This is a genomic window from Geobacillus sp. C56-T2, assembly GCF_007829715.1.
In the GTDB taxonomy this organism is placed as follows: domain Bacteria; phylum Bacillota; class Bacilli; order Bacillales; family Anoxybacillaceae; genus Geobacillus; species Geobacillus icigianus.
Genome location: NZ_VJWB01000001.1, coordinates 1,092,063 through 1,115,513 on the forward strand (window position 1 = coordinate 1,092,063; position 23,451 = coordinate 1,115,513).

The window sequence follows — 23,451 nt, forward strand, 5'->3', positions numbered from 1 at the left end:
TGGTGTAGAAACTCCTTTGCTTTCCTTGGGTGTGAAGGATCCATTCGACAATGGAAACAAAAAATCCTCCCAATTCTTGTCGCAAGGGTGCGAAATGTGAGGTTTGAAGTGCCAAAGAGCGCGGAGCAGCTGATCATGGTGATTCGGCATGACTGGCTGCCGGGTTCCATTGTCGTACAGGTGAAATAACGCGCGGGAACGAATAGAGCCCGCCGCTCCCCATAGCGGCGGGATGGTTTATGCTACGGAATCGACGCCGGATCCCGAACATTGAAAAAAGTCCCAGCCGAGATGTGGCGGATTTCACTCGCGCAACCGCTTCTCGGAATCGTTTCTCAAGGAGAAACATTACCATATCAAGACAATCATGGCTATAGGGACATTCTTTGTTTACGGCTGTTTCGCCGCGTGTTCTTTTTGCCGCTGTTTCATGGCGCGGACGAGCTCTTCGTCCGGTGTGACGTAGAGCGTTTGTTCGTTTTCGTAAATGACAAACCCTGGCTTGGCGCCGCTCGGTTTTTTCACGTAGCGGACGCGCGTGTAATCGACCGGCACGGAGCCGGAGTGGCGGGCTTTGCTGAAGTAGGCGGCCAAGTTCGCCGCTTCCAAGAGCGTCCCGTCAGACGGCTGCTTGCTCCGGATGACGACGTGCGAGCCGGGAATGTTTTTCACATGCAGCCAAACGTCGTCCTTATGGGCGAGTTTGGTCGTGAGATAGTCGTTTTGTTTATTGTTTTTGCCGACCACTATTTCCGTGCCGTCGCTGGCCGTGTAGCGGTCTAGCTCGGGCGCGGTTGGTTTGCGCTTTTTCGCTCCTTTTGCCGCGCGCGGGCGCAAGTAGCCTTGTTCAATGAGCTCGTCGCGGATTTCCTCGACATCTTTCGGCGAGGCGGTTTCCAGCTGGCTTAAAATCGTGTCGCAATAGGCGATGTCTTCTTTCGTCCGCTCGATTTGTTCTTGCACGACGGCGAGCGAATTTTTCGCTTTTTGGTATTTTTGGAAGTACTGTTGCGCGTTCTCCGACGGCGATTTTTGCGGGTCGAGCGGAATCGTGACCGTGCCGCCGTTTTCATCATAGTAGTTGGTGACTTCGATTTCCGTCATGCCGCGCTTGATGGCGTACAAATGGGCGGTGAGCAGCTCCCCGTACAGTCGGTAAATGTCAGCTTTTTTGGCTTCTTCGAGCGTCTGTTCGAGCTTGAGGAGCTTTTTCTCGTTTTTCGCTTTTTCGTTCGCCATGAGCCGCTCGATGTCATGCGCTTGCTGCTTGACGCGGTCGCGCTCGGCTTTGCCGAAGTAAAAGCGGTCGAGCAGCTCGCTTGCGCTCGCAAACGGTTGGCCTTCGATTTTTATGTGCGTAAGCGGCAACACGTAAAACCATTCTTTTTCCCCGTTCGTGTACATCATCGGGGCAAAGCGGCGGTGCCGGACGTCATCGATGAGCGCAAGGAAGCTTTTTGGCAGCGTCGCCCGATTGGCGAGCCCGGCGCGGAAGACAACCTCGTTGGCGAACAGCGGCGAAAGGCCGCTGAAGGCGGAAACGAGCTGATGGGCGAGCTTGCCGGCGTGAAAATCCAGTTTTTTCAGCACCGTTTCTTCCGTCGCCTCAAGCGGATTCAGCTTGCCGTGCGTCGGCGGGGCGACGTACGGGTGCCCCGGGAGCACCGTCCGGTAGCGGTTGACGGACGGTGGCAAATGTTTCAAGCTGTCGATGATCGTGTCGGTCGATGCCTCAACGAGGATGATGTTGCTATGGCGGCCCATCACTTCGATGATGAGCCGCTTTGTTTGCACGTCGCCGAGTTCGTCGCGTCCCTTTGTGTCGATCGTGATGATGCGGTCAAAATCGACTTGGCGAACCGCTTCGATGACGCTTCCTTCCAACTGTTTGCGCAGCCGCATGCAAAACATCGGCGGCTCGGGCGGGTTGTCGTACGTTTCGTTTGTCAAATGGACGCGCGCGTACGTCGGATGCGCCGACAGCATCACTTTATGGTTACGGCCGCGGGCGCGCACGAGCATGACGATCTCATGCGCCGACGGCTGGTGAATTTTCGTGATCCGCCCGCCCGCAAGCGCCTCTTCGAGTTCCCCGACAATAGCGTACGTAAACACTCCGTCAAACGACATGGAAAACACCTTTCTATTTGTTTCGTTACTACTTCGATCTTACCATAGATCCGCTCTGTTGAACATTTTTGCGAACATTTCGGGGGATGAAGGGCGATGTTCATCCAAACGGTTATATAAATGAGGAAATGCGCGGCAAAGCGATTTCGGTCGTTTGTTTATGCCGCCAAACCGATCATTTTTTTGGACAGGAGTGAATAAGCATAGAAAAGCGGAAACAGTGCGCTGAAAAGACGGAGAGGACGGAGGGGGAGACTAATGCAGTGGCATACGCTCGCGGCCAGCGATGTCGCGCACGAAACGAAGACGAACGTCAAGACCGGGCTTACCGCAGCCGAGGCGGAAAAGCGGCTGCGGCAGTTCGGGTACAATGAGCTGGCGGAAGGGAAGAAGGAGTCAGCCATCGTCGTCTTTTTTCGCCAGTTTCAAGATTTTATGGTGTTGGTGCTGCTGTTGGCAACGGTGATTTCCGCGTTTTTGGGCGAGTACGTCGATGCGGTGGCGATTGTCGTCATCGTGATCATGAACGCCATCCTCGGGTTTATTCAAGAGCGGCGGGCGGAAAAGTCGCTCGCTGCTTTAAAACGGTTGTCGGCGCCGCAAGCGGTGGTGCTGCGCGGCGGGGAGTGGGTGAAAGTCCCGGCGCGCGAGCTTGTTGTCGGCGATGTGGTGCGGCTGGCAAGCGGCGACCGGGTCGGGGCCGACGTCCGCTTGATTGAGGCAGCCGGCTTGGAAATCGAGGAGTCGGCGCTGACGGGCGAATCGGTGCCGGTGGCCAAATCGGCTGTCCCTCTTCACACCGCCCAGGCGTCGTTGGGTGATTTGCACAATATGGCGTTTATGGGGACGCTGGTGACAAGAGGGAATGGGATCGGGATTGTCATCGCCACGGGGATGAAAACGGCGATGGGGCAAATCGCGACGATGCTTGAAGAGGCGGATGCGGGAGCAACCCCGCTTCAGCGCCGGCTCGAGCAGCTTGGGAAAATTTTGCTTGTCGTCGCCTTGGCGCTGACGGCCATGGTGGTGGCCGTTGGGGTCGCTCAAGGACACGACGTGTATGAAATGTTTTTGGCCGGCGTATCGCTCGCTGTTGCCGCTATTCCGGAAGGGTTGCCGGCCATTGTGACGGTCGTCTTGGCGCTTGGCGTGCAGCGGATGATCAAACGAAACGCCATCGTCCGCAAGCTTCCGGCGGTGGAAACGCTCGGCTGCGCTTCGGTCATTTGTTCCGACAAAACGGGGACGATGACGGAAAACATGATGACCGTCACGCAAGTATGGGCAGGCGGACGGACATTTGCGGTCAGCGGCGTTGGCTTTGACATGGCCGGCGAGTTTTCCGAACGGGGCCGGGCGGTGGATCCAAACCGTGTTCCCGAGCTCGCCCGCCTATTGACGATGGCGGTGCTTTGCAATCGTTCGGAGTTGAAAGAGGAAAACGGGCGGCGCTATGTCGACGGCGATCCGACCGAAGGGGCGCTGCTCGTCGCGGCGGCGAAAGCGGGATTGACGAAAGGGATGGTTTGGCGCGAGTATACGGTCGAGCAGGAGTTTCCGTTTGATTCGGAGCGAAAAATGATGACGGTGATCGTTCGCGACCGAAACGGCCGCCGGTTGGTCGTGACAAAAGGGGCGCCCGATGTGCTGCTTGAGCGGGCGGACCGCCTTGAATGGAACGGCCGCGAACAGGTGTTGACGCCGGCTTGGAAAGAGACGATTGAGAAGGCGATTCGCCAGATGGCGTCTTCCGCCTTGCGCACGATTGCCGTCGCGTACCGGCCGCTTGCGGAGACAGAACGGATCGGGTCGGAGAAGGAGGCGGAAACAAAGCTGCGGTTCCTCGGCGTCGCCGGCATGATCGATCCGCTGCGGCCTGAGGTGAAGCAAGCGGTGGCGCGCTGCAAAGAAGCGGGCATGAAAACGGTGATGATCACCGGTGACCACGTGTTGACCGCCACCGCCATCGCCAAACAGCTTGGCGTGCTCCCGCCCGGCGGCAAAGTGATGGACGGGGCGACGCTTTCGAAGTTATCGGTCGATGAGTTGGAACGCGCCGTCGATGACATTTACGTGTTCGCCCGCGTTGCTCCGGAACATAAACTGAAAATCGTCAACGCTCTCAAACGGCGCGGCCATATCGTCGCGATGACCGGGGACGGGGTGAACGATGCGCCTGCTCTGAAAGCAGCCGATATTGGCGTCGCCATGGGCCGATCGGGGACAGAAGTGGCGAAAGAGGCGGCGTCGCTCGTTTTGTTGGATGACAACTTTGCGACGATTGAGGCTGCGATTGAAGAAGGCCGCAACATTTACGAAAACATTCGCAAGTTTATCCGCTACTTACTCGCCTCGAACGTCGGGGAAATTTTAGTGATGCTGTTTGCCATGCTGCTGGCGTTGCCGCTGCCGCTCGTGCCGATTCAAATTTTGTGGGTTAATCTTGTCACCGACGGTTTACCAGCGATGGCGCTCGGGCTCGACCGGCCGGAAGAAAACGTGATGAAGCGGCCGCCGCGCCGCCCCGATGAAGGGGTGTTCGCGCGTGGGCTCGGCTGGAAAATCATAAGCCGCGGCGTTTTGATCGGCGCGGTGACGTTGGCCGCGTTTTTGACGGCCTATGAACGGAGCGGCGAGGATCTCGTTTACGCCCAGACGGCGGCGTTTGCGACGTTGGTGTTGGCGCAGCTCATCCATGTGTTTGACTGCCGCTGCGATCGTTCGATTTTTGACCGCAGTCCATTCGGGAACATGTATCTTGTCGCGGCGGTGGCCGTGTCGCTTGTATTGCTGTTGGTTGTCATCTACTATCCGCCGCTCGCTGCGGTGCTCCATACGAAGCCGCTCGCCGCGGTCGATTGGCTGCTCATCGTCGGTCTGTCTGCCTTGCCGACATTTTTGTTTGCTGGCTCGTTTCGGGCGAGAAAATAAAACGTGGTTATGGTATAATGAAAAAGGTGATAGAGGCAAGCTCTATGACCTTTTCTTTTTCATCATGACAGCAACGGATGTGATGGCATGGTTTACAGCATGACTGGCTTTGGCGCGAGCACGAAAAAAACAGACCGTTTGACGGTGGCGGTGGAAATGAAATCCGTCAACCATCGGTTTTGCGAAATTTCCATCCGCCTCCCTAGACAATGGCTTGTGTTTGAGGATAAAATAAAAAAAGCAATTTCATCGTACGTGCGGCGCGGAAAAGTGGAAGTATTCGTCACGATCGCCGGCGAAGGGCTCGTGAAGCGGAAAGTACATATCGATTGGGATTTGCTCGGTCAATATTGGGCCGGGGTGCAGGAGGCGGCAAAGCGATTTTCCGTTGACGGCAGCGTGACGGCCGCCGAGCTGCTTCAGCTTGACGGGGTCGTCGAAATGGCGGAGGAGGAAGGCGGCAATGAGGAGATCGAGCCGCTTCTTCTCGCCGCCGTCGATGAGGCGGCAAGGGCGCTTATGGCTATGCGTGAGCAAGAAGGGGAGGCGCTTGCCGCTGATTTGCGCGCCCGTCTGCGTGAGATCGAGGCAGGAGCCGCCGCCATTGAGCAGCGGGCGCCGCTCGTCGTCGAGCAATACCGTGAGCGTCTTGAGCGCCGTCTCCGCGAATGGGCGCCCGCCCCGGTCGACGAGGCGCGGTTGCTCACGGAGGTGGCGGTGTTTGCCGAGAAAGCGGACATTCACGAGGAGTTGAAGCGCATCCGCAGCCATTTGGCGCAAATGGCGGACGCGCTCGAAGCGGACGAACCGGTCGGGCGGAAGCTGGACTTTTTAGTGCAGGAGTTAAACCGCGAAGTGAACACGATCGGCGCCAAGGCGAACGACAGCTTCATTGCCGCGCAAGCCGTCGAAATCAAAAGCGCGCTGGAGAAAATGCGCGAGCAAGTGCAGAACATCGAATAACCGTTTAAACGGGCTTGCCGGCGGCAACAATAGGAAAGATGGCAGGTGGGCGTGTCATGATCAAATTTATTAATATCGGGTATGGAAACATGGTGTCGGCCGCCCGCATCATTACGATTGTCAGCCCCGATTCGGCGCCGATTAAGCGGATCATTCAGGATGCGCGGGAAAACGGCAAGCTCGTTGACGCAACGCACGGGCGGAGGACGCGCGCCGTCATCATCATGGACAGCGATCACGTCATTTTGTCGTCCGTGCAGCCGGAAACGGTGGCGAATCGTTTATACGGAAGCGATGATTTTTCCGAGGAAGGGCAGGGTTTGGGACGTTGAAAAACGAACGGGGACTATTGATCGTCATGTCAGGGCCGTCCGGCGTCGGCAAAGGAACGGTGCGCAAAGCGCTGTTTTCGCGGCCGGACATCAATCTTCATTATTCGGTGTCGGTCACGACGCGTAAGCCGCGCGAAGGCGAAGTGGAAGGCGTCGATTACTTCTTCCGCACGCGCGAGCAGTTTGAACAAATGATCCGCGAAAACAAGCTGCTCGAGTGGGCGGAATACGTCGGCAACTACTATGGCACGCCGATCGACTACGTGGAGAAAACGCTCGCCGAAGGGAAAGACGTGTTTTTGGAGATCGAAGTGCAAGGGGCGATGAAAGTGCGGCGGGCGTTTCCGGAAGCGCTCTTCATTTTCCTCGCGCCGCCAAGCCTCAAGGAGCTTGAGAAGCGGATCGTCGGGCGCGGCACCGAATCGAAAGAGCTCATTGAAAACCGGCTGCGGGCGGCGAGGGAGGAGCTAGAAATGATGGACGAGTATGACTACGTCGTGGAGAACGATGAAGTGGAGCTCGCCTGCGACCGGATCAAGGCGATCGTCATCGCCGAGCATTGTCGGCGGGAGCGCGTCGCCAAACGCTATAAACGAATGTTGGAGGTGGAATGACGATGTTGTACCCTTCCATCGATTTGCTGATGCAAAAAGTCGATTCAAAGTATAAGCTCGTCACCGTGGTGGCCAAGCGGGCGCGCGAGCTTCAAGACGGCGCGGAGCTGACGGTGAAAAAGCCGGTGTCGAAAAAATTCGTCGGCCAAGCGCTTGAGGAGATCGCCAGCGACAAGGTCGAATTAGTGGAAGAAAAATAACAACCTAGCTGTTAGGTTGTTATTTTTTTAAGATGGAGAGGTGGCCGAGATGATTAGGGGAAAACATATTTTGTTATGCGTCACCGGAGGGGTCGCGGCCTATAAGGCGGCGGTGCTCACCAGCCAGCTCACCCAGCGCGGCGCCGAAGTGAAAGTGATCATGACCGAAGGGGCGTGCCAGTTCATTACGCCGCTGACGTTTCAAGCATTGTCGCGTCAAGAAGTGTATGTCGATACGTTCACGGAAAACAATCCGGCCGTTATCGCTCATATCGATTTGGCCGATTGGGCCGACCTCGTTCTCGTCGCCCCGGCGACGGCCAATACGATCGCCAAGCTGGCTGCCGGCCTCGCTGACAATATGGTGACGACAACGATTTTGGCGACGAAAGCGCCCGTCTGGATCGCTCCGGCGATGAACGTCCATATGTACGAGCATCCGGCCGTCCAAGCCAACATCGAGCGGCTCTACCAATTCGGCTACCGGTTCATCGAGCCGTCGGAAGGCTATTTGGCGTGCGGCTATATCGGCAAAGGGCGGCTGGAGGAGCCGGAGAAAATCATCGCCCATATCGAGCGGTTTTTCGCTGATGATCCGCCGCTGTTTCGCGGTCGACGCATCCTTGTCACCGCTGGGCCGACAAGGGAGCGGCTTGATCCGGTCCGCTATTTTTCCAACTATTCGAGCGGCAAAATGGGCTATGCCATCGCTGAAGCGGCGGCTCGCTTTGGCGCCTCGGTGACGCTTGTTTCAGGTCCGACGGCGCTTTCTGCGCCGGATGGCGTCGAGACGGTGATGGTCGAATCGGCGGAAGAAATGTATGAAGCCGTGTCATCCCGCTTTGCCGATACGGACATTGTGATCAAAGCGGCGGCGGTCGCCGATTATCGGCCCAAATATGTGGCAGCCTCCAAAATCAAAAAGCAGCCAGGGGACTATGTGGTCGAGATGGAGCGGACCGTGGACATCTTGAAAACGCTTGGTGAGCGAAAAACAAGCCAGATTTTAGTCGGTTTCGCCGCCGAGACGGACCATCTTGAACAGTACGCGCGAAAAAAGCTGGAAGAAAAGCGGCTTGACTTGGTCGTCGCCAACGATGTCACCGAAGAGGGGGCGGGGTTTGCCGGCGATACGAACATCGTCACCATTTTCCGCCGTGACGGCGCCGTCCGCCGGTTGCCTCTACTGTCCAAGCGCGAGGCGGCGGTGGAAATTTTAAAAGAAATTCATGCCTATATCGAGGGGATTCAATGAAAGTGGCAGCGGTCATTGTTGACGTTCCGACACGGCAGACGGACCGTCCGTTTGACTACTTGATTCCTGAACGCTGGCGCGGCGTGATTCAGCCGGGCATGCGGGTGACGGTGCCGTTTGGGGCGCGGCGGTTGCAAGGGTTTGTTGTGGACGTAAAAGATCATTCTGAGATCGAGTCATTGAAGGCGATTGAAGAGGTGCTTGATGTCGTGCCGGTGTTAAACGGCGAGCTGCTTGATCTTGGCCGCCATTTGACGGAAACGACGCTTTGTTTTGCCATCTCCGCCTATCAGGCGATGCTGCCGGCGGCGATGCGAGCGAAATATGAGAAGGTGCTCCGCTTGGCAGAAGAGGAAAGACGGGGCGAGTTTCCCGATGAGTTGAAGTCGCTGTTTGCCGGACGGACGGAAGTGGCGTGGAACGAGGTTGAGGCCGCCGGTTTATGGCGCGCGGCGCAAAAAGCGGTGCAGCAAGGCGTGCTCGAAGCCGTTTACAACGTGAAAGACAAAGCGGGGAAGAAAACGGTGAAGTCCGCCGCTCTTGCCGTTTCCGCCGAACAGGCGGAACAGGCGCTTCATTCGCTGCCGGCGCGGCAAAAGGAAGCGGTGTCGTTTTTGCTCAAGCGGGGGGAAGCGGTCCCCATTGCCAAACTGCAAGCAACACTCGGCATTTCCTCTGCCCCGCTGAAGGCGCTTGTGGAGAAAGGATTGGTTGTTGTTCGCGATGTCGAAGTGTATCGCGATCCGTATGCGCATCGCACGTTTCAGCCGAGCGAGCCGCTGGCGCTCACCCCGGCGCAGGCGCAAGCGTTGGCGAAGATCACCGCTTCAGTGCGCGCCGGGGAACATCGCACGTTTTTGCTTTACGGCGTCACCGGCAGCGGAAAGACGGAAGTGTATATGCAGGCGATCGAGGAAGTGTTGCGCCAAGGAAAAGAGGCGATCGTGCTCGTGCCGGAAATTTCGCTGACGCCGCAAATGGTTGAGCGCTTCAAAAGCCGGTTCGGCCCGAAAGTAGCGGTGCTTCACAGCGGGCTGTCGGTCGGCGAAAAATATGACGAATGGCGGAAAATCCATCGGAAAGAGGTGCAGCTTGTCGTCGGCGCGCGCTCGGCGGTGTTCGCCCCGTTTGAAAACTTAGGGATGATCATTATCGATGAGGAGCATGAGACGAGTTATAAGCAAGAGGAGATGCCGCGCTACCATGCCCGCGATGTCGCCATTTACCGCGCTCGCCGCCACGGCTGTCCGGTCGTGCTCGGCAGCGCCACCCCGTCGCTCGAGACGTTCGCTCGCGCCGCCAAAGGGGTGTATGAGCTGCTCGAACTGCCGGAGCGGGTGGCCGATCGCGCCTTGCCGGACGTTCATGTGGTCGATATGCGCGAGGAGCTGCGCAGCGGCAATCGCTCGATGTTTTCGCGGCGATTGCTTGATGAGTTGCGCCTTCGGCTGGATCGTGGGGAGCAGGCGGTATTGTTTTTAAACCGGCGCGGCTATTCGACGTTTGTCATGTGCCGCAGCTGCGGCTATGTCGTCCGTTGTCCGCATTGCGACATTTCGCTGACGTATCATCGCGCCGGAGAGCGGATGAAATGCCATTATTGCGGCCATGAAGAGCCGCTTGTCCCTCGCTGTCCGTCGTGCGGAGGGGAGCATCTCCGTTTTTTCGGCACCGGCACGCAAAAGGTGGAAGAAGAGTTGGCGAAGTTGCTGCCAAAGGCGCGCGTCATCCGGATGGACGTCGATACGACCGGGCGGAAAGGGGCGCATGAGGAGCTGTTGTCCCGCTTTGCCGCGAAAGAAGCCGATATTTTGCTCGGCACGCAAATGATCGCCAAAGGGCTTGATTTTCCTGACGTGACGCTCGTTGGCGTGCTCGCCGCCGATACGATGCTTCATTTGCCCGATTTCCGGGCTGCTGAGAAAACGTTCCAGCTGCTGACGCAAGTGAGCGGGCGCGCCGGACGGCACGAACTGCCCGGCCAAGTCGTGATTCAAACGTACACGCCGGATCACTACAGCATTCAATTGGCCGCCCGCCATGACTACCGTTCGTTTTATCGGCGCGAGATGGCGCTGCGCAAAGCCCACGGCTATCCGCCTTATTACTATTTGACGCTCATCACGGCCGCTCATCAAGAAGCGCCGGCCGCGGCCAAAGCGGCGGAGAAAATCGCCGGCTATTTGCGCAAGCAGCTGTCGAACGAAGCGATCATTCTCGGACCGGTCGCTTCGCCGCTCGCCCGCCTTCACGATCGATATCGCTACCAATGCATGATAAAATACAAGCGGGAACCGAATTTGTCAGCTGCGCTCAAAGCGGTGATCGACCGTTATCAGACGGATGCCGCCCATGGCGGCGTCACCATCACCGTCGATATGAACCCTTACATGATGATGTGAACAATGGAGGAATGGCGTTGTCGATTTTGCCGATTGTGACGTATCCGAATCCGATTTTAGAACAGCCGTGCGCGCCGGTGACAGCCTTTGATCGCCAGCTCGGCCGGCTGCTTGACGATATGTATGAAACGATGCTTGCTGCTGATGGAGTCGGGCTCGCCGCTCCGCAAGTCGGCATCGCCAAACGGGTGGCCGTCGTCGATGTCGGCGATGAGCACGGCCGGATTGAGCTCATCAATCCGGTCATTGTCGAGGCGCGCGGCGAACAAGTGGATGTTGAAGGCTGCTTGAGCTTTCCAGGGCTGTTTGGCGAAGTGCCGCGCGCCGAGTACGTGAAGGTGCGGGCGCAAAACCGGCGCGGTCGCCTGTTTACTGTCTCCGCGACCGGCTTTTTGGCGCGCGCGCTTCAGCATGAAATCGACCATTTGCACGGCGTGCTGTTTACGTCGAAAGTGATCCGTTACTGCGATCTTGAAGAATTGGAAGGATAGATGCCAATGACGAACATTGTCTTTATGGGAACGCCTGACTTTGCCGTGCCGATTTTGCGGCAGCTGCTTGATGACGGGTATCGGGTGGCAGCCGTTGTCACCCAGCCGGACAAGCCGAAAGGGCGAAAGCGCGAGCTCGTTCCGCCGCCGGTCAAGGTGGAAGCAGAGAAGCACGGTATTCCGGTGTTGCAGCCGACGAAAATTCGCGACCCGGAACAATACGAACAAGTGCTGGCGTTCGCGCCTGACTTGATCGTGACAGCGGCGTTTGGGCAAATTTTGCCGAAAGCGCTGCTCGATGCGCCCAAATACGGCTGCATCAACGTTCACGCCTCGCTTCTTCCCGAGCTGCGCGGGGGAGCGCCGATCCATTACGCCATTTGGCAGGGAAAAACGAAAACGGGTGTTACGATCATGTACATGGTCGAGCGGCTCGATGCCGGCGACATGCTGGCGCAAGTCGAGGTGCCGATTGCAGAAACCGATACTGTCGGCACGCTTCATGATAAATTGAGCGCCGCCGGGGCGAAACTATTATCAGAAACGCTCCCGCTTTTGCTCGAAGGTGCCGTCACGCCCGTTCCGCAAGACGAAGAGAAGGCGACCTATGCCCCGAATATCCGGCGCGAACAAGAGCGGATTGACTGGACGCAGCCGGGCGAGGCCATTTACAACCATATCCGCGCCTTCTGCCCGTGGCCGGTCACGTATACGACCTACGGCGGGAACGTCTGGAAAATTTGGTGGGGGGAAAAAGTGCCGGCGCCAAACCTAGCGCCGCCGGGGACGATTGTGGCGCTGGAGGACGATGGCATCGTCGTTGCGACCGGCAATGAGACGGCCATTAAAATTACTGAATTGCAGCCGGCCGGCAAAAAGCGGATGGCCGCCGGCGAGTTTTTGCGCGGCGCCGGCAGCCGGCTGGCGGTCGGCATGAAGCTAGGAGAGGACAATGAACGTACGTGAACTCGCTTTAACGACGCTGTTAGCTATCGAACAAAACGGAGCCTACAGCCATTTGCAGCTGAATGACGCCATCCGGAAAGGGCGTCTTGACGGGCGCGATGCGGCGCTGCTGACGGAAATCGTGTACGGCACGGTGCAACGGCGCGACACGCTCGACTACTATTTAGCGCCGTTTTTGCGCAAGGCGCGCCGGCTTGAGCCATGGGTGCGGGTGCTTCTTCGCCTGACCTTGTACCAAATGGTCTATTTGGACCGCGTTCCGGATCGCGCCGCCATCTTTGAAGCGGTGGAAATCGCCAAGCGGCGCGGCCATCGCGGCATCGCTTCGCTCGTGAACGGCGTTTTGCGCGCCATCGGCCGCGAGGGGATGCCGTCGCTTGATGCGATTCACGATCCCGGAAAGCGACTCGCCGTCGCGACGAGCCATCCGGAGTGGCTCGTCCGGCGCTGGATCGAACAATACGGCTTTGATGAGGCGGCGCGCATGTGCGAGACGAATTTGCGCCCGCCGCAATCGACCGCCCGCGTCAACCGGTTGAAGGCAACGGTAGAGGAGGCGCTTGAGCGGCTTGACGGCGAAGGAGTAAAGGCCGTTCAAGGTCAACTTGCCCCGGAAGCCATTCGCGCGGAAAAAGGGAATTTAGCCCATACGGAGGCGTTTCGCGCCGGCTGGCTGACGATTCAAGATGAAAGCTCGATGCTTGTCGCCCGAGCGCTCGATCCGGCCCCCGGCGAGCGAGTGCTCGACTGCTGCGCGGCGCCGGGTGGGAAAACGACCCATATCGCCGAACGGATGGACGGCCGCGGCGAAGTGGTCGCCGTCGACATTCACGAGCATAAAGTGAAGCTCATTGAGCAGCAGGCGCAACGGCTCGGCCTTGACAATATCAAGGCGCTCGCTCTTGACAGCCGCCGGCTCGGCGAGCGGTTCGCTCCCGAGTCGTTTGACCGCATTTTGGTCGATGCGCCGTGCACCGGATTCGGCGTCATCCGCCGCAAACCGGAAATCAAGTATACGAAAGGGAAAGACGATGTCGCGGCACTGGCTGACATTCAGCAAGCCATTTTGCGGGCGGCCGCCCCGCTGTTGAAAAAAGGGGGCGCGCTTGTCTACAGCACATGCACGGTCGAGCGCGAGGAAAACGAAGAAGCGATCACCCGTTTTTTGGCCGACCATCCGGACTTTTTCCTTGATGCCGGCCTCCTCGAACGGCTGCCCGAACCGGTGCGGCTGCATGGGAAAGGCGGCATGCTTCAGTTGCTGCCGCATCATTTTGATTCTGACGGGTTTTTTATCGCCCGGTTACGAAAGAAGGTGTAAAAAATGGAAATTGTTCATCCAGCTGCCCGCCGGCCCACCGGCGAAGAGCAGTTGCCGCAGTTGCCGTCGATTTATTCACTGACGCTTGACGAACTGAAAGAATGGCTTGTCTCTCACGGCGAAAAGCCGTTTCGCGCCACGCAAATTTATGAGTGGCTGTACGAAAAGCGCGTCACCGACTTTGCGGAGATGACGAACTTGCCCAAACGGCTGCGCGAACAGCTCGCCGCGTCGTTTTCCATCACCACATTGAAAACGATTGTGAAGCAGACATCAAAAGATGGGACGATCAAATTTTTGTTTGAACTGCATGACGGCTATTCGATCGAGACGGTGCTCATGCGCCATAACTACGGGAATTCCGTGTGCGTGACGACGCAAGTCGGGTGCCGCATCGGCTGTACGTTTTGCGCCTCGACGCTTGGTGGACTGAAACGCCACTTAGAGGCGGGCGAAATCGTCGCCCAAGTCGTGCAAGTGCAAAAGGCGCTCGATGAAACAGGCGAGCGCGTCAGCAGCATCGTCGTGATGGGCATCGGCGAGCCGTTTGACAACTATGACGCGCTGATGACGTTTTTGCGCATTGTCAATCATCCGAAAGGGCTGAACATCGGCGCTCGTCATATTACTGTTTCCACGAGCGGCATCATCCCGAAAATTTACCAATTTGCTGATGAAGGGATGCAAGTGAATTTCGCCGTCTCGCTGCACGCGCCGACGACCGAGCTGCGGACGAAGCTTATGCCGATCAATAAGGCGTATCCGTTGCCGAAGCTGATGGAGGCCATTCGGTATTACATTGAAAAAACCGGCCGGCGCGTGACGTTTGAGTACGGATTGTTCGGTGGGGTGAACGACCAGCTTGAGCATGCGGAGCAGCTGGCCGAGCTGATCAAAGGGCTGAAATGCCATGTGAACTTAATTCCGGTCAACTACGTGCCGGAGCGCAACTATGTGCGCACGCCGCGCAGTCAAATTTTCGCCTTTGAACGGGCGTTGGAAAAACATGGAATTAACGTGACCATTCGTCGCGAACACGGACATGACATCGATGCCGCCTGCGGACAGCTTCGCGCGAAGGAGCGAAAAGAAGAGACGAGGTGAATCGGATGCGAGCCGTTTTCCGAACCGATATCGGGCAAATTCGCGAACATAACGAAGACAGCGGCGGTGTGTTTGTCAATCAAAGCGGCCAATATTTAGCGGTCGTTGCCGACGGGATGGGCGGCCACCGAGCCGGCGATGTGGCCAGCTCGATGGCGGTGGCGTATTTGCAGGCGCAGTGGGAGGAAGCGCCCGGCCTTTTGTCACCGGCCGAGGCCGAGCAATGGCTCAAGACGCAGATTGAGGAGGCCAACGCCCAGCTGTTTCGGCATGCGCTTTCGCATCCGGAATGTCAAGGCATGGGGACGACGATCGTCGGCGCGATTTGCGCCGACTCGTTTGTCACGATCGCCCATATCGGCGACAGCCGCTGCTATTTGTTGAATCAAAGCGGAATTCAGCAGCTGACCGATGACCATTCCCTTGTCAACGAGCTTGTCAAAAGCGGGCAAATTTCCAAGGAAGACGCCGAACATCATCCGCGCAAAAACGTGCTCTTGCGGGCGCTTGGCACTGAGCCGATGGTGAAGCTGGACGTCAAAACGATTTCCATCGATGAGGGGGATTTGCTCCTTTTGTGCTCGGACGGTTTGTCCAACAAAGTGACGGAAGCCGACCTACTCCATACGTTGACAAGCGGCCGCACGCTCGAGGAAAAAGCGGAGGCGCTCATCCACCTAGCCAATGAGCGGGGCGGGGAAGACAACATTTCGCTGGCGGTCATCGATTTTTCAGCGGAACGTGAAGGCGGGTGATCATGGTGCTCATTGGAAAACGACTGAATGACCGCTATAAAATTATCAGCCTTATCGGCGGCGGCGGAATGGCTAACGTGTATTTAGCGCGCGACATCATTTTGGAGCGCGATGTCGCCGTCAAAGTGCTCCGGCTCGATTTTGCCAACGATGACCGGTTTATCAAGCGGTTTCGCCGCGAAGCGCAGGCGGCGACGAGCTTGAACCATGAGCATATCGTCTCCATTTATGACGTTGGCGAAGAAGAAGGCGTCTATTATATCGTCATGGAATATGTGCGCGGCTCGACGCTCAAGCAATACATTCAGCAGCACGCTCCGCTTCCGGTCGAACAGGCGCTTAGCATCATGGATCAGCTGACCTCGGCGATCGCCCACGCGCATGAGAACGGCATCATTCACCGCGACATTAAGCCGCAAAACATTTTGCTTAACGAGCATGGCCGTGTGAAAGTGACGGACTTTGGCATCGCTGTGGCCATGAGCGGAACAACGATTACGCAGACGAACTCCGTGCTCGGTTCGGTCCATTATTTGTCGCCGGAGCAGGCGCGCGGCGGCATCGCCACGGAAAAGTCGGACATTTATTCGCTCGGGGTTGTCATGTTTGAGCTTCTCACCGGACGGCTCCCGTTTTCCGGCGAATCGGCCGTGTCCATCGTGCTGAAGCACTTGCAGGCAGAAACGCCGTCGCCGCGGGCGTGGAATCCGGAGATTCCCCAAAGCGTCGAGAATATCATTTTAAAAGCGATGGCCAAAGATCCGTTTTATCGCTATCCATCGGCGCGGGAAATGAATGAAGATATCCGAACGGCGCTCGACCCAAGCCGGCGCAATGAGGCGAAATTTACGATTCCGGACGACGGCGAGGAAGCGACCAAAGCCGTTCCGATTATTAAGGATAAAGAGAGCGCCGCGTCCGCGCAGGAGACGTTTGCTGCTGAGAAAACCGCGCCGGAATCGGCCCAACAAGACGAGCAGCCAAAGCCGAACAGAAAACGGAAGTGGAAGTGGGCCGCTTGGCTGGCGGCGATTCTTTTGTTGCTTGGCGCCGCTGCTGTGAGCGCGCTCACGTGGATTCCAGACCTCGTTTTTCCAAAAGAAGTGACGATGCCGAACGTCGTTAACAAAGATTATGATGAAGCGGTTGAGCGGCTGTCGGCGCTCGGCCTCGAGATCAAAGATACGATTGATGTCGAAAGCGACACGATCGAAGAAGGGAAAGTGGTGCGCACGAGCCCGGAGGCCGGTATGACCGTCAAACAAGGGGCGGGTGTCACCATTTATAAAAGCTCCGGAAAAAAGAAAATCGAATTTCCGAGTTTTATTGGGGATGACATCGCTGCGGCCGAGGCCGAGCTGCGCGCCGAGGGGTTCTCTCGCATCACGCGCAACGGCCGCTACAGCGACAAGCCGGAAGGAACGATTTTGGATCAATACCCGTACGCCGGGGACAAAGTCGTACCGGATGAAACTGAAGTGATGTTTACCGTCAGCCTCGGACCGGAAAAAGTGGCGCTCAAAGATTTGACCGGCTATACGGAAAAGAGTGTGCGCGATTACGGCGAAGACCAAGGGCTGCGCATCGAAATCAAGTATGAGCATTCCGATGAGGTGCCCGAGGGGCTCGTTATATCGCAAACCCCAGCGGCGGGAGAGCGGTTGGAAAAAGGCGACACCGTCACGGTCGTCATTTCCCGCGGCCCGGAACCAAAACCGACGAAAACGGTGATCAAAGAGATTACTATCCCGTACGAACCGACAGCAGAAGGGCAAATGGTGGAAGCGCAACTCTACATTCAAGATGCCAACCATAATATGACAACGCCATACAAAACGTACCGATTGACCAAACCGGTGACGGAGACGGTGGAGTTTCACATTCCTTATGGCGAGGCGGCTTACTATCGCGTGATTGTCAATCAGGTGGTGAAGGAGGAAGGATCGATTCCCTATCCAGAAGGCGATGAGAAAAAGAGGTGAGGCTATGGCGGAAGGACAAATCATGAAAGCATTAAGCGGATTTTACTACGTTTTGTCTGAAGGCCGCGTCTTTCAATGTCGGGGGCGCGGCGTGTTTCGCAAACAAAAGGTGACGCCGCTTGTCGGCGACCGCGTCATCTTTCAGGCAACGAGTGAAACGGAAGGCTATATTTTGGAGATTGCCGAGCGGCAAAATGAGCTTGTGCGGCCGCCGATCGCCAACGTCGAGCAAGCGATTTTGGTCTTTTCTGCCGTTCAACCAGATTTCAGCGCGAAGCTGCTCGACCGCTTTCTCGTCCTCGTTGAATCAAAGAACATTACGCCGATCATTGTCATTAGCAAAACGGACTTGCTCGATGGTGAGACGAAAGAGACGATCGCCCGTTACGTGCGCGACTATCGCCGCATTGGCTATGAGGTGATCGAAACGTCGGCGGTGACCAAGGGTGGTCTCGACGAACTGGCGGCGCGCCTTCGCGGCCGCGTCTCGGTCGTCGCCGGGCAGTCCGGCGTCGGCAAGTCATCGCTGCTGAACGCGCTTCGTCCGGATTTGCGTTTAAAAACCGGCGATATCTCGTCCCATTTGGGGCGCGGACGGCATACGACCCGCCATGTCGAGCTGCTTGAGGTGGCCGGCGGGCTTGTCGCTGACACGCCAGGGTTTAGCGCCTTGGAATTTGATCATCTGACGCTCGATGAGTTGCCGCACTATTTTCCGGAATTTCGGGTGTACGGTGCGGATTGCAAGTTCCGCGGCTGCCTCCATGTCGCCGAGCCGAAGTGCGCGGTGCGCGAGGCGGCGGCAGCCGGCGACATCGCCCCGTACCGCTATGACCATTATTTAAGTTTTGTTGCAGAAATGAAAGAACGAAAGCCGAGGTATTGAACGATGATCCGAATTGCCCCATCGATTTTATCGGCCGATTTTGCCCGCTTGGCAGAGGAAATCCGCTCCGTGGAGGAAGGCGGGGCCGACTGGATTCATGTTGACGTGATGGACGGACACTTTGTGCCGAACTTGACGATCGGCCCGCCGGTTGTGGCCGCCATTCGCCCCGTGACGAAGCTTCCGCTCGATGTCCATTTGATGATTGCCGAACCGGATCGCTATATTCCGGCGTTCGCCGACGCCGGCGCCGATCTCATTTCCGTCCATGTGGAGGCATGCCCGCATTTGCATCGGACGATTCAATTGATCAAAGAGCAAGGGGTCAAAGCCGGAGTGGTGATCAATCCGCATACGCCGGTCGAAATGATCCGCCATGTGATCGCTGAGATCGACCTCGTCTTGTTGATGACCGTCAATCCGGGCTTTGGCGGACAGGCGTTTCTTCCAACGGTCGTGCCAAAAATTCGCGATGTTGCGCGCATGGCTCGGGAACAAAACAAGGCGTTGGATATCGAAGTGGACGGCGGCATTCGCGCGGAAACAGCGCCGCTTTGCGTTGAGGCGGGAGCCACTGTGCTCGTCGCCGGGTCGGCCATCTTCAACGCTTCCGATCGGGCGGCCGCCATTAGCGCGATTCGCGCCGCCTGTGCAAAATGAAACGTGGCGCCGTGAAGCGATGTGTTCTTTTCCATCACCGTTGGTCCGATCGTTTTGATTTGGCGACCATCACCGTTTTTCCCGGCCCTCTTGGCGATGGCTAGCCAAGGGGCTGGGGATTGACTCGCGCCGCCGCTTCTCGGAATCGTTTCGCAAATAGAAAAATTTGTTGCATCAGTCTCTATGTTCGCGCCTTCAATCGGTGATCAAGGCCAACAGCTGCTTTTCACCAGCCTTCAACAATTCGTTTTTTATGACGGTCGATCCGATTTTGTTCGCCATCAGCGTTTTTCACCAACCTTCAAGAATTCGTTTGGCTCAGGGAGGGGAGAATGATGCCGATTCATATTGTCGGCGGCGGCCCGCGCGAACTTCTTCCCGATTTGCGCGCTTATGATGGCAAGGAGGTGCAATGGGTCGGCGTCGACCATGGCGCAGAAACGCTGCTCGAGCACGGATTGCAAATGGTGCGCGCGTTTGGCGATTTTGATTCGCTGTCGTCCGAAGCGCTCGTGCGGTTGCGGGAGATGCTGCCGGAACTGGACATTTGGCCGGCGGAGAAAGACAAAACCGATATGGAGATCGCCCTCGATTGGGCGGTCGAGCAAACCGCCGGGCCCATTCGGCTATTCGGAGCGACCGGCGGGCGGCTCGATCATTTGTTCGGCAATGTCGAGCTGCTCGTCAAATACGCCGGCCGGCCGATTGAGCTAATCGACCGGCAAAACGTCATCACCGTTCACCGTCCCGGCGCGCATACCGTGCTGAAGGACGAGCGGCATCGTTACGTCTCGTACATCCCGGTTTCCGAGACGGTGACCGGCCTTACGCTCGCCGGATTTAAATATCCGTTAACCAACAGTCATATTTCCCGCGGTTCGACATTATGCATTAGTAATGAACTTATCCAATCTTCCGGTACTTTTTCATTTTCTGAAGGCATATTAATGATGATAAGGAGCAGCGATTTTTCCGGCTGCCTGTAGTTGCGATTGGGTGGGCAGAGAATATACTGGATAAGGGAATGGCGGGAAGTTCGTGATGATTTGTGAGGAGGGAATCGGGATGAAGTTTTATACGATCAAGCTGCCAAAGTTTTTGGGCGGAATTGTGCGGGCGGTGTTGAACGCGTTTAAAAAAGGATAAGAAAAAAGCACCATTTTTTGGTGCTTTTTTTGTTGGAGTTAAACGCGTTTCACTTTTCCGGATTTCAAGGCGCGCGCCGAAACCCAAACGCGTTTCGGTTTGCCATCAACGAGAATGCGCACTTTTTGCAGGTTGGCTTTCCACGTGCGGCGGCTGGCGTTCATGGCGTGCGAACGCGTGTTGCCGAACGACTTTTTCTTGCCGGTGACAAAGCATTTCGCCATTGGTTGTTCCCTCCTTGCTTTTGCATCGCTCCAAAGACACTTTTATAATGTACCACACAATGGCTGACATTGCAATAGACGAGTCCGTACTCTTTCAAGAAAATGTCCTTGACATGACATTTCGTTTTCGGCTAAATAATACTAGTGGGCGGCCGGGAAGCGCTTTGAAAACAGAGGGCGTTATAGTACAATAAAGGTAGCTGTGCGAGATACGCAAAGGGGGAACGAGCATGTCGATCGAATGGCAAACGAAATACGGGCGCATCGAAGTCGCCAATGAAGTGGTGGCGATGATCGCGGGGGGAGCAGCCGTCGATTGCTATGGCATTGTAGGAATGGCGTCGAAACATCAAATCCGCGACGGGCTTTCGGACATATTGCGCCGCGAAAACTTCTCCAAAGGCGTCATCGTTCGCGAAGAAAACGGCGAAGTGCATATCGATATGCACATCATCGTCAGCTACGGAACGAAAATTTCCGAAGTCGCCCACAACGTGCAATCGAAAGTCAAGTACACGCTTGATCAAACGCTTGGCTTGGCCGTTCAGTCGATCAATATTTATGTTCAAGGGGTTCGAGTGGCGAATCCATAGTTATCAGTAATAAGGAGGAATTAGCCGGTGACATTGAAGACGCTTGACGGAAGACGGTTTGCCGATATGGTAGAGCAGGGAGCCGCCCATTTGGCGAACAACGCCAAAGCGGTCGATGCGCTGAACGTCTTTCCGGTTCCAGATGGCGATACAGGAACAAACATGAACTTGTCGATGACGTCCGGAGCGAAGGAAGTAAAGGCGAACGTCTCCGACCATATCGGCAACGTCGCCGCAGCGCTGGCCAAAGGGTTGCTGATGGGGGCGCGCGGCAATTCCGGCGTCATTTTGTCGCAGCTGTTCCGCGGGTTTGCCAAGGCGGTTGAAGGCAAGCAGCAGGTGAACAGCTTCGAATTTGCCGCCGCTTTGCAAGCCGGAGTGGACACGGCCTACAAGGCGGTCATGAAGCCGGTCGAAGGGACGATTCTCACCGTCGCCAAAGAAGCCGCCCGCAAAGCGGTCGATGTGGCGAAAAAAGAGCGCGACGTCGCCGCGGTGATGGAAGCGGCGCTCGCCGAGGCGAAAGCGGCGTTGAAACGCACGCCGGAGCTGCTGCCGATTTTGAAGGAAGTCGGCGTCGTCGACAGCGGCGGCCAAGGGCTGGTGTACATTTATGAAGGGTTTCTCGCCGCCTTGAAGGGGGAAACCATCCGGGCGGCGCGCGCTGAAGCGTCGATGGACGATTTGGTGAAAATCGCGCACCATCAAAGCGCACAAAGCCATATTCACACTGATGAGATCGAGTTTGGCTATTGCACGGAATTCATGATTCGGCTAGAACAGGACAAGCTGGCGCGGCAGCCGTTTTCTGAAGAAACGTTTCGCCGCGAGCTGAGCCGGTTTGGCGACTCGCTGCTCGTTGTCGCTGACGATGAGCTTGTCAAAGTGCACATCCATTCGGAGACGCCAGGCGAGGTGTTAACGTACGGTCAGCGCTATGGGAGCTTGATTCGCATTAAGATTGAAAACATGCGCGAGCAGCACGCCGACATCGTCGGTCGGGAGGCGAAAGCGCCCTCCGGCCCGGCAAAGGAGACGAAGCCGTATGGCATCGTGGCCGTGGCGATGGGAGAAGGAGTGGCCGAGCTGTTTCAGAGCATCGGCGCGCATGAAGTGATTGAAGGCGGCCAGACGATGAATCCGAGCACGGAAGAAATCGCCGAAGCCATCCGGCGCGCGAACGCCGAGACGGTGTTTGTGCTGCCGAACAACAAAAACATCGTGATGGCGGCAAGACAGGCCGCTGAGCTGTCTGAGCATCGGGTGATCGTCATCCCGGCGAAAACCGTTCCCCAAGGAATAGCGGCGCTGCTCGCGTTTCATCCCGAACAATCAGCCGAGCAAAACGAGCGGGCGATGACCGCTGCGCTCGCGAAGGTGAAAACTGGGCAAGTCACGTTTTCCGTCCGCGATACGACGATTGACGGCATACAGATTAAAAAAGGCGACTACATGGGGCTGTGGGATGACCGCATCATCGCCGCCGACAAAGACAAATTGGCCGTGACCGAGCGCCTCTTAGACGCGCTCATCGATGAGGAAAGCGAAATCGTCACGATTTTGTACGGCGAAGATGCAACCGAAGTGGAAGTGGAGACCGTCATCGCTTATTTGGAAAACGAACACGATGGGGTTGAGGTGGAAGTGCATAACGGAAAGCAGCCGCTGTATCCGTTTATCATTTCCGTTGAATAATATGTTAGAATGATAGAAGGGAGCTTTTTCCCTTCTATTTTTTCGGTTTCATGGGGGAATGGCAGAGATGAAATATAAAAGCGTCTTTGACATCATTGGCCCGGTGATGGTCGGGCCGTCGAGTTCACATACGGCCGGCGCGGTGCGCATCGGCTTGGTCGCTTATAAGCTATTCGGCCGCAAACCGTCTTGGGCGCGCGTTTCGTTTTACGGATCGTTTGCCGAAACGTACCGCGGGCATGGCACTGACGTTGCCATTGTCGCCGGCTTGCTCGGGTTTGACACGTTCGATGAACGGCTGCCGGCGGCGCTGGACATCGCGCGCGCCGAGGGCTTGGACGTCTCGTTTTCGGCCGAAGAGGCGATTCCGCACCATCCGAATACGGCGCGCCTCTGTATCGGCGATGACCGCGGAGAGCTTGAATTGGTCGGCATTTCGATTGGTGGCGGAAAAATCGAGATCGTCGAGCTGAACGGGTTTGCCTTGAAACTATCCGGCCATCATCCGGCGCTTTTGATTATGCACAATGACCGGTATGGGACGATCGGCGCAGTCGCTTCCGTGCTCGCGAAGCATGCCATTAACATCGGGCATATGGAAGTGTCGCGCAAAGAAAAAGGAAAGGAAGCGCTCATGGCCATCGAAGTCGATCAGCCGCTGACCGATGATCTCATTCAAGAGCTGGAGCAGCTGCCGAACATTTTGCAGGTGGCAAAGCTGGCCGATTGAAGCGCACTCCATTTCACGCTGATGCTTGAAGCTCGCTTGGGGCGAACATCGGCAACGAATGAAAACGAAAC

At 56.8% G+C, this 23,451-nt stretch carries 22 protein-coding genes; 20 read left to right on the plus strand and 2 right to left on the minus strand.

Annotated features, from left to right (window positions below; translation table 11 throughout):
* Positions 1 to 390: 390 nt before the first annotated feature.
* A complete protein-coding gene (locus GC56T2_RS05600) occupies positions 391 to 2,130 on the minus strand; it encodes an Rqc2 family fibronectin-binding protein (RefSeq protein ID WP_144973656.1) in 1,740 nt (579 codons plus the stop codon).
* 258 nt (positions 2,131 to 2,388) lie between these two features.
* Here GC56T2_RS05600 and GC56T2_RS05605 point away from each other — a divergent pair, with 258 nt between their 5' ends.
* From GC56T2_RS05605 to spoVM, 17 genes are all read left to right on the plus strand, one after another.
* The gene (locus GC56T2_RS05605; protein WP_144973658.1) at positions 2,389 to 5,061 is read left to right on the plus strand and encodes a cation-translocating P-type ATPase; all 2,673 of its coding nucleotides are present in this window, start codon (positions 2,389 to 2,391) and stop codon (positions 5,059 to 5,061) included.
* A gap of 87 nt (positions 5,062 to 5,148) precedes the next feature.
* Entirely contained in the window at positions 5,149 to 6,024 is an 876-nt protein-coding gene (locus GC56T2_RS05610) for a YicC/YloC family endoribonuclease (protein WP_144973660.1), read from the plus strand.
* 38 nt (positions 6,025 to 6,062) lie between these two features.
* Entirely contained in the window at positions 6,063 to 6,356 is a 294-nt protein-coding gene (remA, locus tag GC56T2_RS05615; protein ID WP_144973662.1) for an extracellular matrix/biofilm regulator RemA, read from the plus strand.
* Positions 6,353 to 6,970, plus strand: a complete 618-nt coding sequence (gene gmk / locus GC56T2_RS05620; RefSeq protein WP_033017960.1) for a guanylate kinase — start codon at positions 6,353 to 6,355, stop codon at positions 6,968 to 6,970. The genes remA and gmk overlap by 4 nt, the downstream gene beginning before the upstream one ends.
* 2 nt (positions 6,971 to 6,972) lie before the next feature.
* Positions 6,973 to 7,170 carry a DNA-directed RNA polymerase subunit omega gene (gene rpoZ, locus GC56T2_RS05625; RefSeq protein WP_033017962.1) on the plus strand — a complete coding sequence of 66 codons (198 nt, stop codon included), beginning with the start codon at positions 6,973 to 6,975 and terminating at the stop codon, positions 7,168 to 7,170.
* Between the two features lie 49 nt (positions 7,171 to 7,219).
* Positions 7,220 to 8,425 (plus strand): bifunctional phosphopantothenoylcysteine decarboxylase/phosphopantothenate--cysteine ligase CoaBC, encoded by a 1,206-nt coding sequence (gene coaBC, locus GC56T2_RS05630; protein ID WP_144973664.1) that lies wholly within the window; start codon positions 7,220 to 7,222, stop codon positions 8,423 to 8,425.
* Positions 8,422 to 10,827, plus strand: a complete 2,406-nt coding sequence (gene priA, locus GC56T2_RS05635) for a primosomal protein N' (RefSeq protein ID WP_144973666.1) — start codon at positions 8,422 to 8,424, stop codon at positions 10,825 to 10,827. The genes coaBC and priA overlap by 4 nt, the downstream gene beginning before the upstream one ends.
* 17 nt (positions 10,828 to 10,844) lie before the next feature.
* On the plus strand, positions 10,845 to 11,318 hold the full coding sequence (gene def, locus GC56T2_RS05640; protein WP_144977080.1) for a peptide deformylase: 474 nt from the start codon (positions 10,845 to 10,847) through the stop codon (positions 11,316 to 11,318).
* A gap of 6 nt (positions 11,319 to 11,324) precedes the next feature.
* A complete protein-coding gene (gene fmt / locus GC56T2_RS05645; RefSeq protein ID WP_144973667.1) occupies positions 11,325 to 12,284 on the plus strand; it encodes a methionyl-tRNA formyltransferase in 960 nt (319 codons plus the stop codon).
* Positions 12,271 to 13,605: a 16S rRNA (cytosine(967)-C(5))-methyltransferase RsmB gene (gene rsmB / locus GC56T2_RS05650; protein WP_144973669.1), complete on the plus strand. Its 1,335-nt coding sequence runs from the start codon at positions 12,271 to 12,273 to the stop codon at positions 13,603 to 13,605. Before fmt ends, rsmB begins: the two co-directional genes overlap by 14 nt.
* 3 nt (positions 13,606 to 13,608) lie before the next feature.
* Positions 13,609 to 14,709, plus strand: a complete 1,101-nt coding sequence (gene rlmN, locus GC56T2_RS05655; RefSeq protein ID WP_144973671.1) for a dual-specificity RNA methyltransferase RlmN — start codon at positions 13,609 to 13,611, stop codon at positions 14,707 to 14,709.
* Between the two features lie 5 nt (positions 14,710 to 14,714).
* Positions 14,715 to 15,464: a Stp1/IreP family PP2C-type Ser/Thr phosphatase gene (locus GC56T2_RS05660; RefSeq protein ID WP_144977083.1), complete on the plus strand. Its 750-nt coding sequence runs from the start codon at positions 14,715 to 14,717 to the stop codon at positions 15,462 to 15,464.
* A 5-nt stretch (positions 15,465 to 15,469) separates the two neighbouring features.
* The gene (gene pknB, locus GC56T2_RS05665) at positions 15,470 to 17,446 is read left to right on the plus strand and encodes a Stk1 family PASTA domain-containing Ser/Thr kinase (protein ID WP_144977088.1); all 1,977 of its coding nucleotides are present in this window, start codon (positions 15,470 to 15,472) and stop codon (positions 17,444 to 17,446) included.
* Between the two features lie 4 nt (positions 17,447 to 17,450).
* Positions 17,451 to 18,332, plus strand: coding sequence for a ribosome small subunit-dependent GTPase A (rsgA, locus tag GC56T2_RS05670; protein WP_144973673.1), 882 nt, complete (start codon positions 17,451 to 17,453; stop codon positions 18,330 to 18,332).
* 3 nt (positions 18,333 to 18,335) lie between these two features.
* Positions 18,336 to 18,992, plus strand: coding sequence for a ribulose-phosphate 3-epimerase (gene rpe, locus GC56T2_RS05675; RefSeq protein WP_144973675.1), 657 nt, complete (start codon positions 18,336 to 18,338; stop codon positions 18,990 to 18,992).
* Between the two features lie 335 nt (positions 18,993 to 19,327).
* Positions 19,328 to 19,978 carry a thiamine diphosphokinase gene (locus GC56T2_RS05680; RefSeq protein ID WP_144973677.1) on the plus strand — a complete coding sequence of 217 codons (651 nt, stop codon included), beginning with the start codon at positions 19,328 to 19,330 and terminating at the stop codon, positions 19,976 to 19,978.
* A 79-nt stretch (positions 19,979 to 20,057) separates the two neighbouring features.
* Positions 20,058 to 20,138: a stage V sporulation protein SpoVM gene (gene spoVM, locus GC56T2_RS05685; protein WP_033011182.1), complete on the plus strand. Its 81-nt coding sequence runs from the start codon at positions 20,058 to 20,060 to the stop codon at positions 20,136 to 20,138.
* A 38-nt stretch (positions 20,139 to 20,176) separates the two neighbouring features.
* On the opposite strand, the gene rpmB is transcribed toward spoVM, so the two are convergent.
* On the minus strand, positions 20,177 to 20,362 hold the full coding sequence (rpmB, locus tag GC56T2_RS05690) for a 50S ribosomal protein L28 (RefSeq protein ID WP_033022914.1): 186 nt from the start codon (positions 20,360 to 20,362) through the stop codon (positions 20,177 to 20,179).
* 230 nt (positions 20,363 to 20,592) lie between these two features.
* Here rpmB and GC56T2_RS05695 point away from each other — a divergent pair, with 230 nt between their 5' ends.
* The 3 genes from GC56T2_RS05695 (at position 20,593) to sdaAB (ending at position 23,380) form a co-directional block, all read left to right on the plus strand.
* On the plus strand, positions 20,593 to 20,955 hold the full coding sequence (locus GC56T2_RS05695) for an Asp23/Gls24 family envelope stress response protein (protein WP_144973680.1): 363 nt from the start codon (positions 20,593 to 20,595) through the stop codon (positions 20,953 to 20,955).
* 27 nt (positions 20,956 to 20,982) lie between these two features.
* Positions 20,983 to 22,650, plus strand: a complete 1,668-nt coding sequence (locus tag GC56T2_RS05700) for a DAK2 domain-containing protein (protein WP_144973682.1) — start codon at positions 20,983 to 20,985, stop codon at positions 22,648 to 22,650.
* A gap of 67 nt (positions 22,651 to 22,717) precedes the next feature.
* Positions 22,718 to 23,380, plus strand: coding sequence for an L-serine ammonia-lyase, iron-sulfur-dependent subunit beta (gene sdaAB, locus GC56T2_RS05705; RefSeq protein ID WP_033022925.1), 663 nt, complete (start codon positions 22,718 to 22,720; stop codon positions 23,378 to 23,380).
* Positions 23,381 to 23,451 lie beyond the last annotated feature (71 nt).

Excerpts from the sequence above, each read along its gene's own strand:
- GC56T2_RS05695 (WP_144973680.1), top strand. The coding sequence starts at position 20,593 with ATGTCGATCGAATGGCAAACGAAATACGGGCGCATCGAAGTCGCCAAT.
- GC56T2_RS05610 (WP_144973660.1), top strand. The coding sequence starts at position 5,149 with ATGGTTTACAGCATGACTGGCTTTGGCGCGAGCACGAAAAAAACAGAC.
- rlmN (WP_144973671.1), top strand. The coding sequence starts at position 13,609 with ATGGAAATTGTTCATCCAGCTGCCCGCCGGCCCACCGGCGAAGAGCAG.
- priA (WP_144973666.1), top strand. The coding sequence starts at position 8,422 with ATGAAAGTGGCAGCGGTCATTGTTGACGTTCCGACACGGCAGACGGAC.
- GC56T2_RS05660 (WP_144977083.1), top strand. The coding sequence starts at position 14,715 with ATGCGAGCCGTTTTCCGAACCGATATCGGGCAAATTCGCGAACATAAC.
- sdaAB (WP_033022925.1), top strand. The coding sequence starts at position 22,718 with ATGAAATATAAAAGCGTCTTTGACATCATTGGCCCGGTGATGGTCGGG.
- rsgA (WP_144973673.1), top strand. The coding sequence starts at position 17,451 with ATGGCGGAAGGACAAATCATGAAAGCATTAAGCGGATTTTACTACGTT.
- coaBC (WP_144973664.1), top strand. The coding sequence starts at position 7,220 with ATGATTAGGGGAAAACATATTTTGTTATGCGTCACCGGAGGGGTCGCG.
- GC56T2_RS05605 (WP_144973658.1), top strand. The coding sequence starts at position 2,389 with ATGCAGTGGCATACGCTCGCGGCCAGCGATGTCGCGCACGAAACGAAG.
- GC56T2_RS05600 (WP_144973656.1), bottom strand. The coding sequence starts at position 2,130 with ATGTCGTTTGACGGAGTGTTTACGTACGCTATTGTCGGGGAACTCGAA.
- remA (WP_144973662.1), top strand. The coding sequence starts at position 6,063 with ATGGCAGGTGGGCGTGTCATGATCAAATTTATTAATATCGGGTATGGA.
- rpoZ (WP_033017962.1), top strand. The coding sequence starts at position 6,973 with ATGTTGTACCCTTCCATCGATTTGCTGATGCAAAAAGTCGATTCAAAG.
- rpe (WP_144973675.1), top strand. The coding sequence starts at position 18,336 with ATGATCCGAATTGCCCCATCGATTTTATCGGCCGATTTTGCCCGCTTG.
- GC56T2_RS05680 (WP_144973677.1), top strand. The coding sequence starts at position 19,328 with ATGCCGATTCATATTGTCGGCGGCGGCCCGCGCGAACTTCTTCCCGAT.
- fmt (WP_144973667.1), top strand. The coding sequence starts at position 11,325 with ATGACGAACATTGTCTTTATGGGAACGCCTGACTTTGCCGTGCCGATT.
- spoVM (WP_033011182.1), top strand. The coding sequence starts at position 20,058 with ATGAAGTTTTATACGATCAAGCTGCCAAAGTTTTTGGGCGGAATTGTG.
- rpmB (WP_033022914.1), bottom strand. The coding sequence starts at position 20,362 with ATGGCGAAATGCTTTGTCACCGGCAAGAAAAAGTCGTTCGGCAACACG.
- rsmB (WP_144973669.1), top strand. The coding sequence starts at position 12,271 with ATGAACGTACGTGAACTCGCTTTAACGACGCTGTTAGCTATCGAACAA.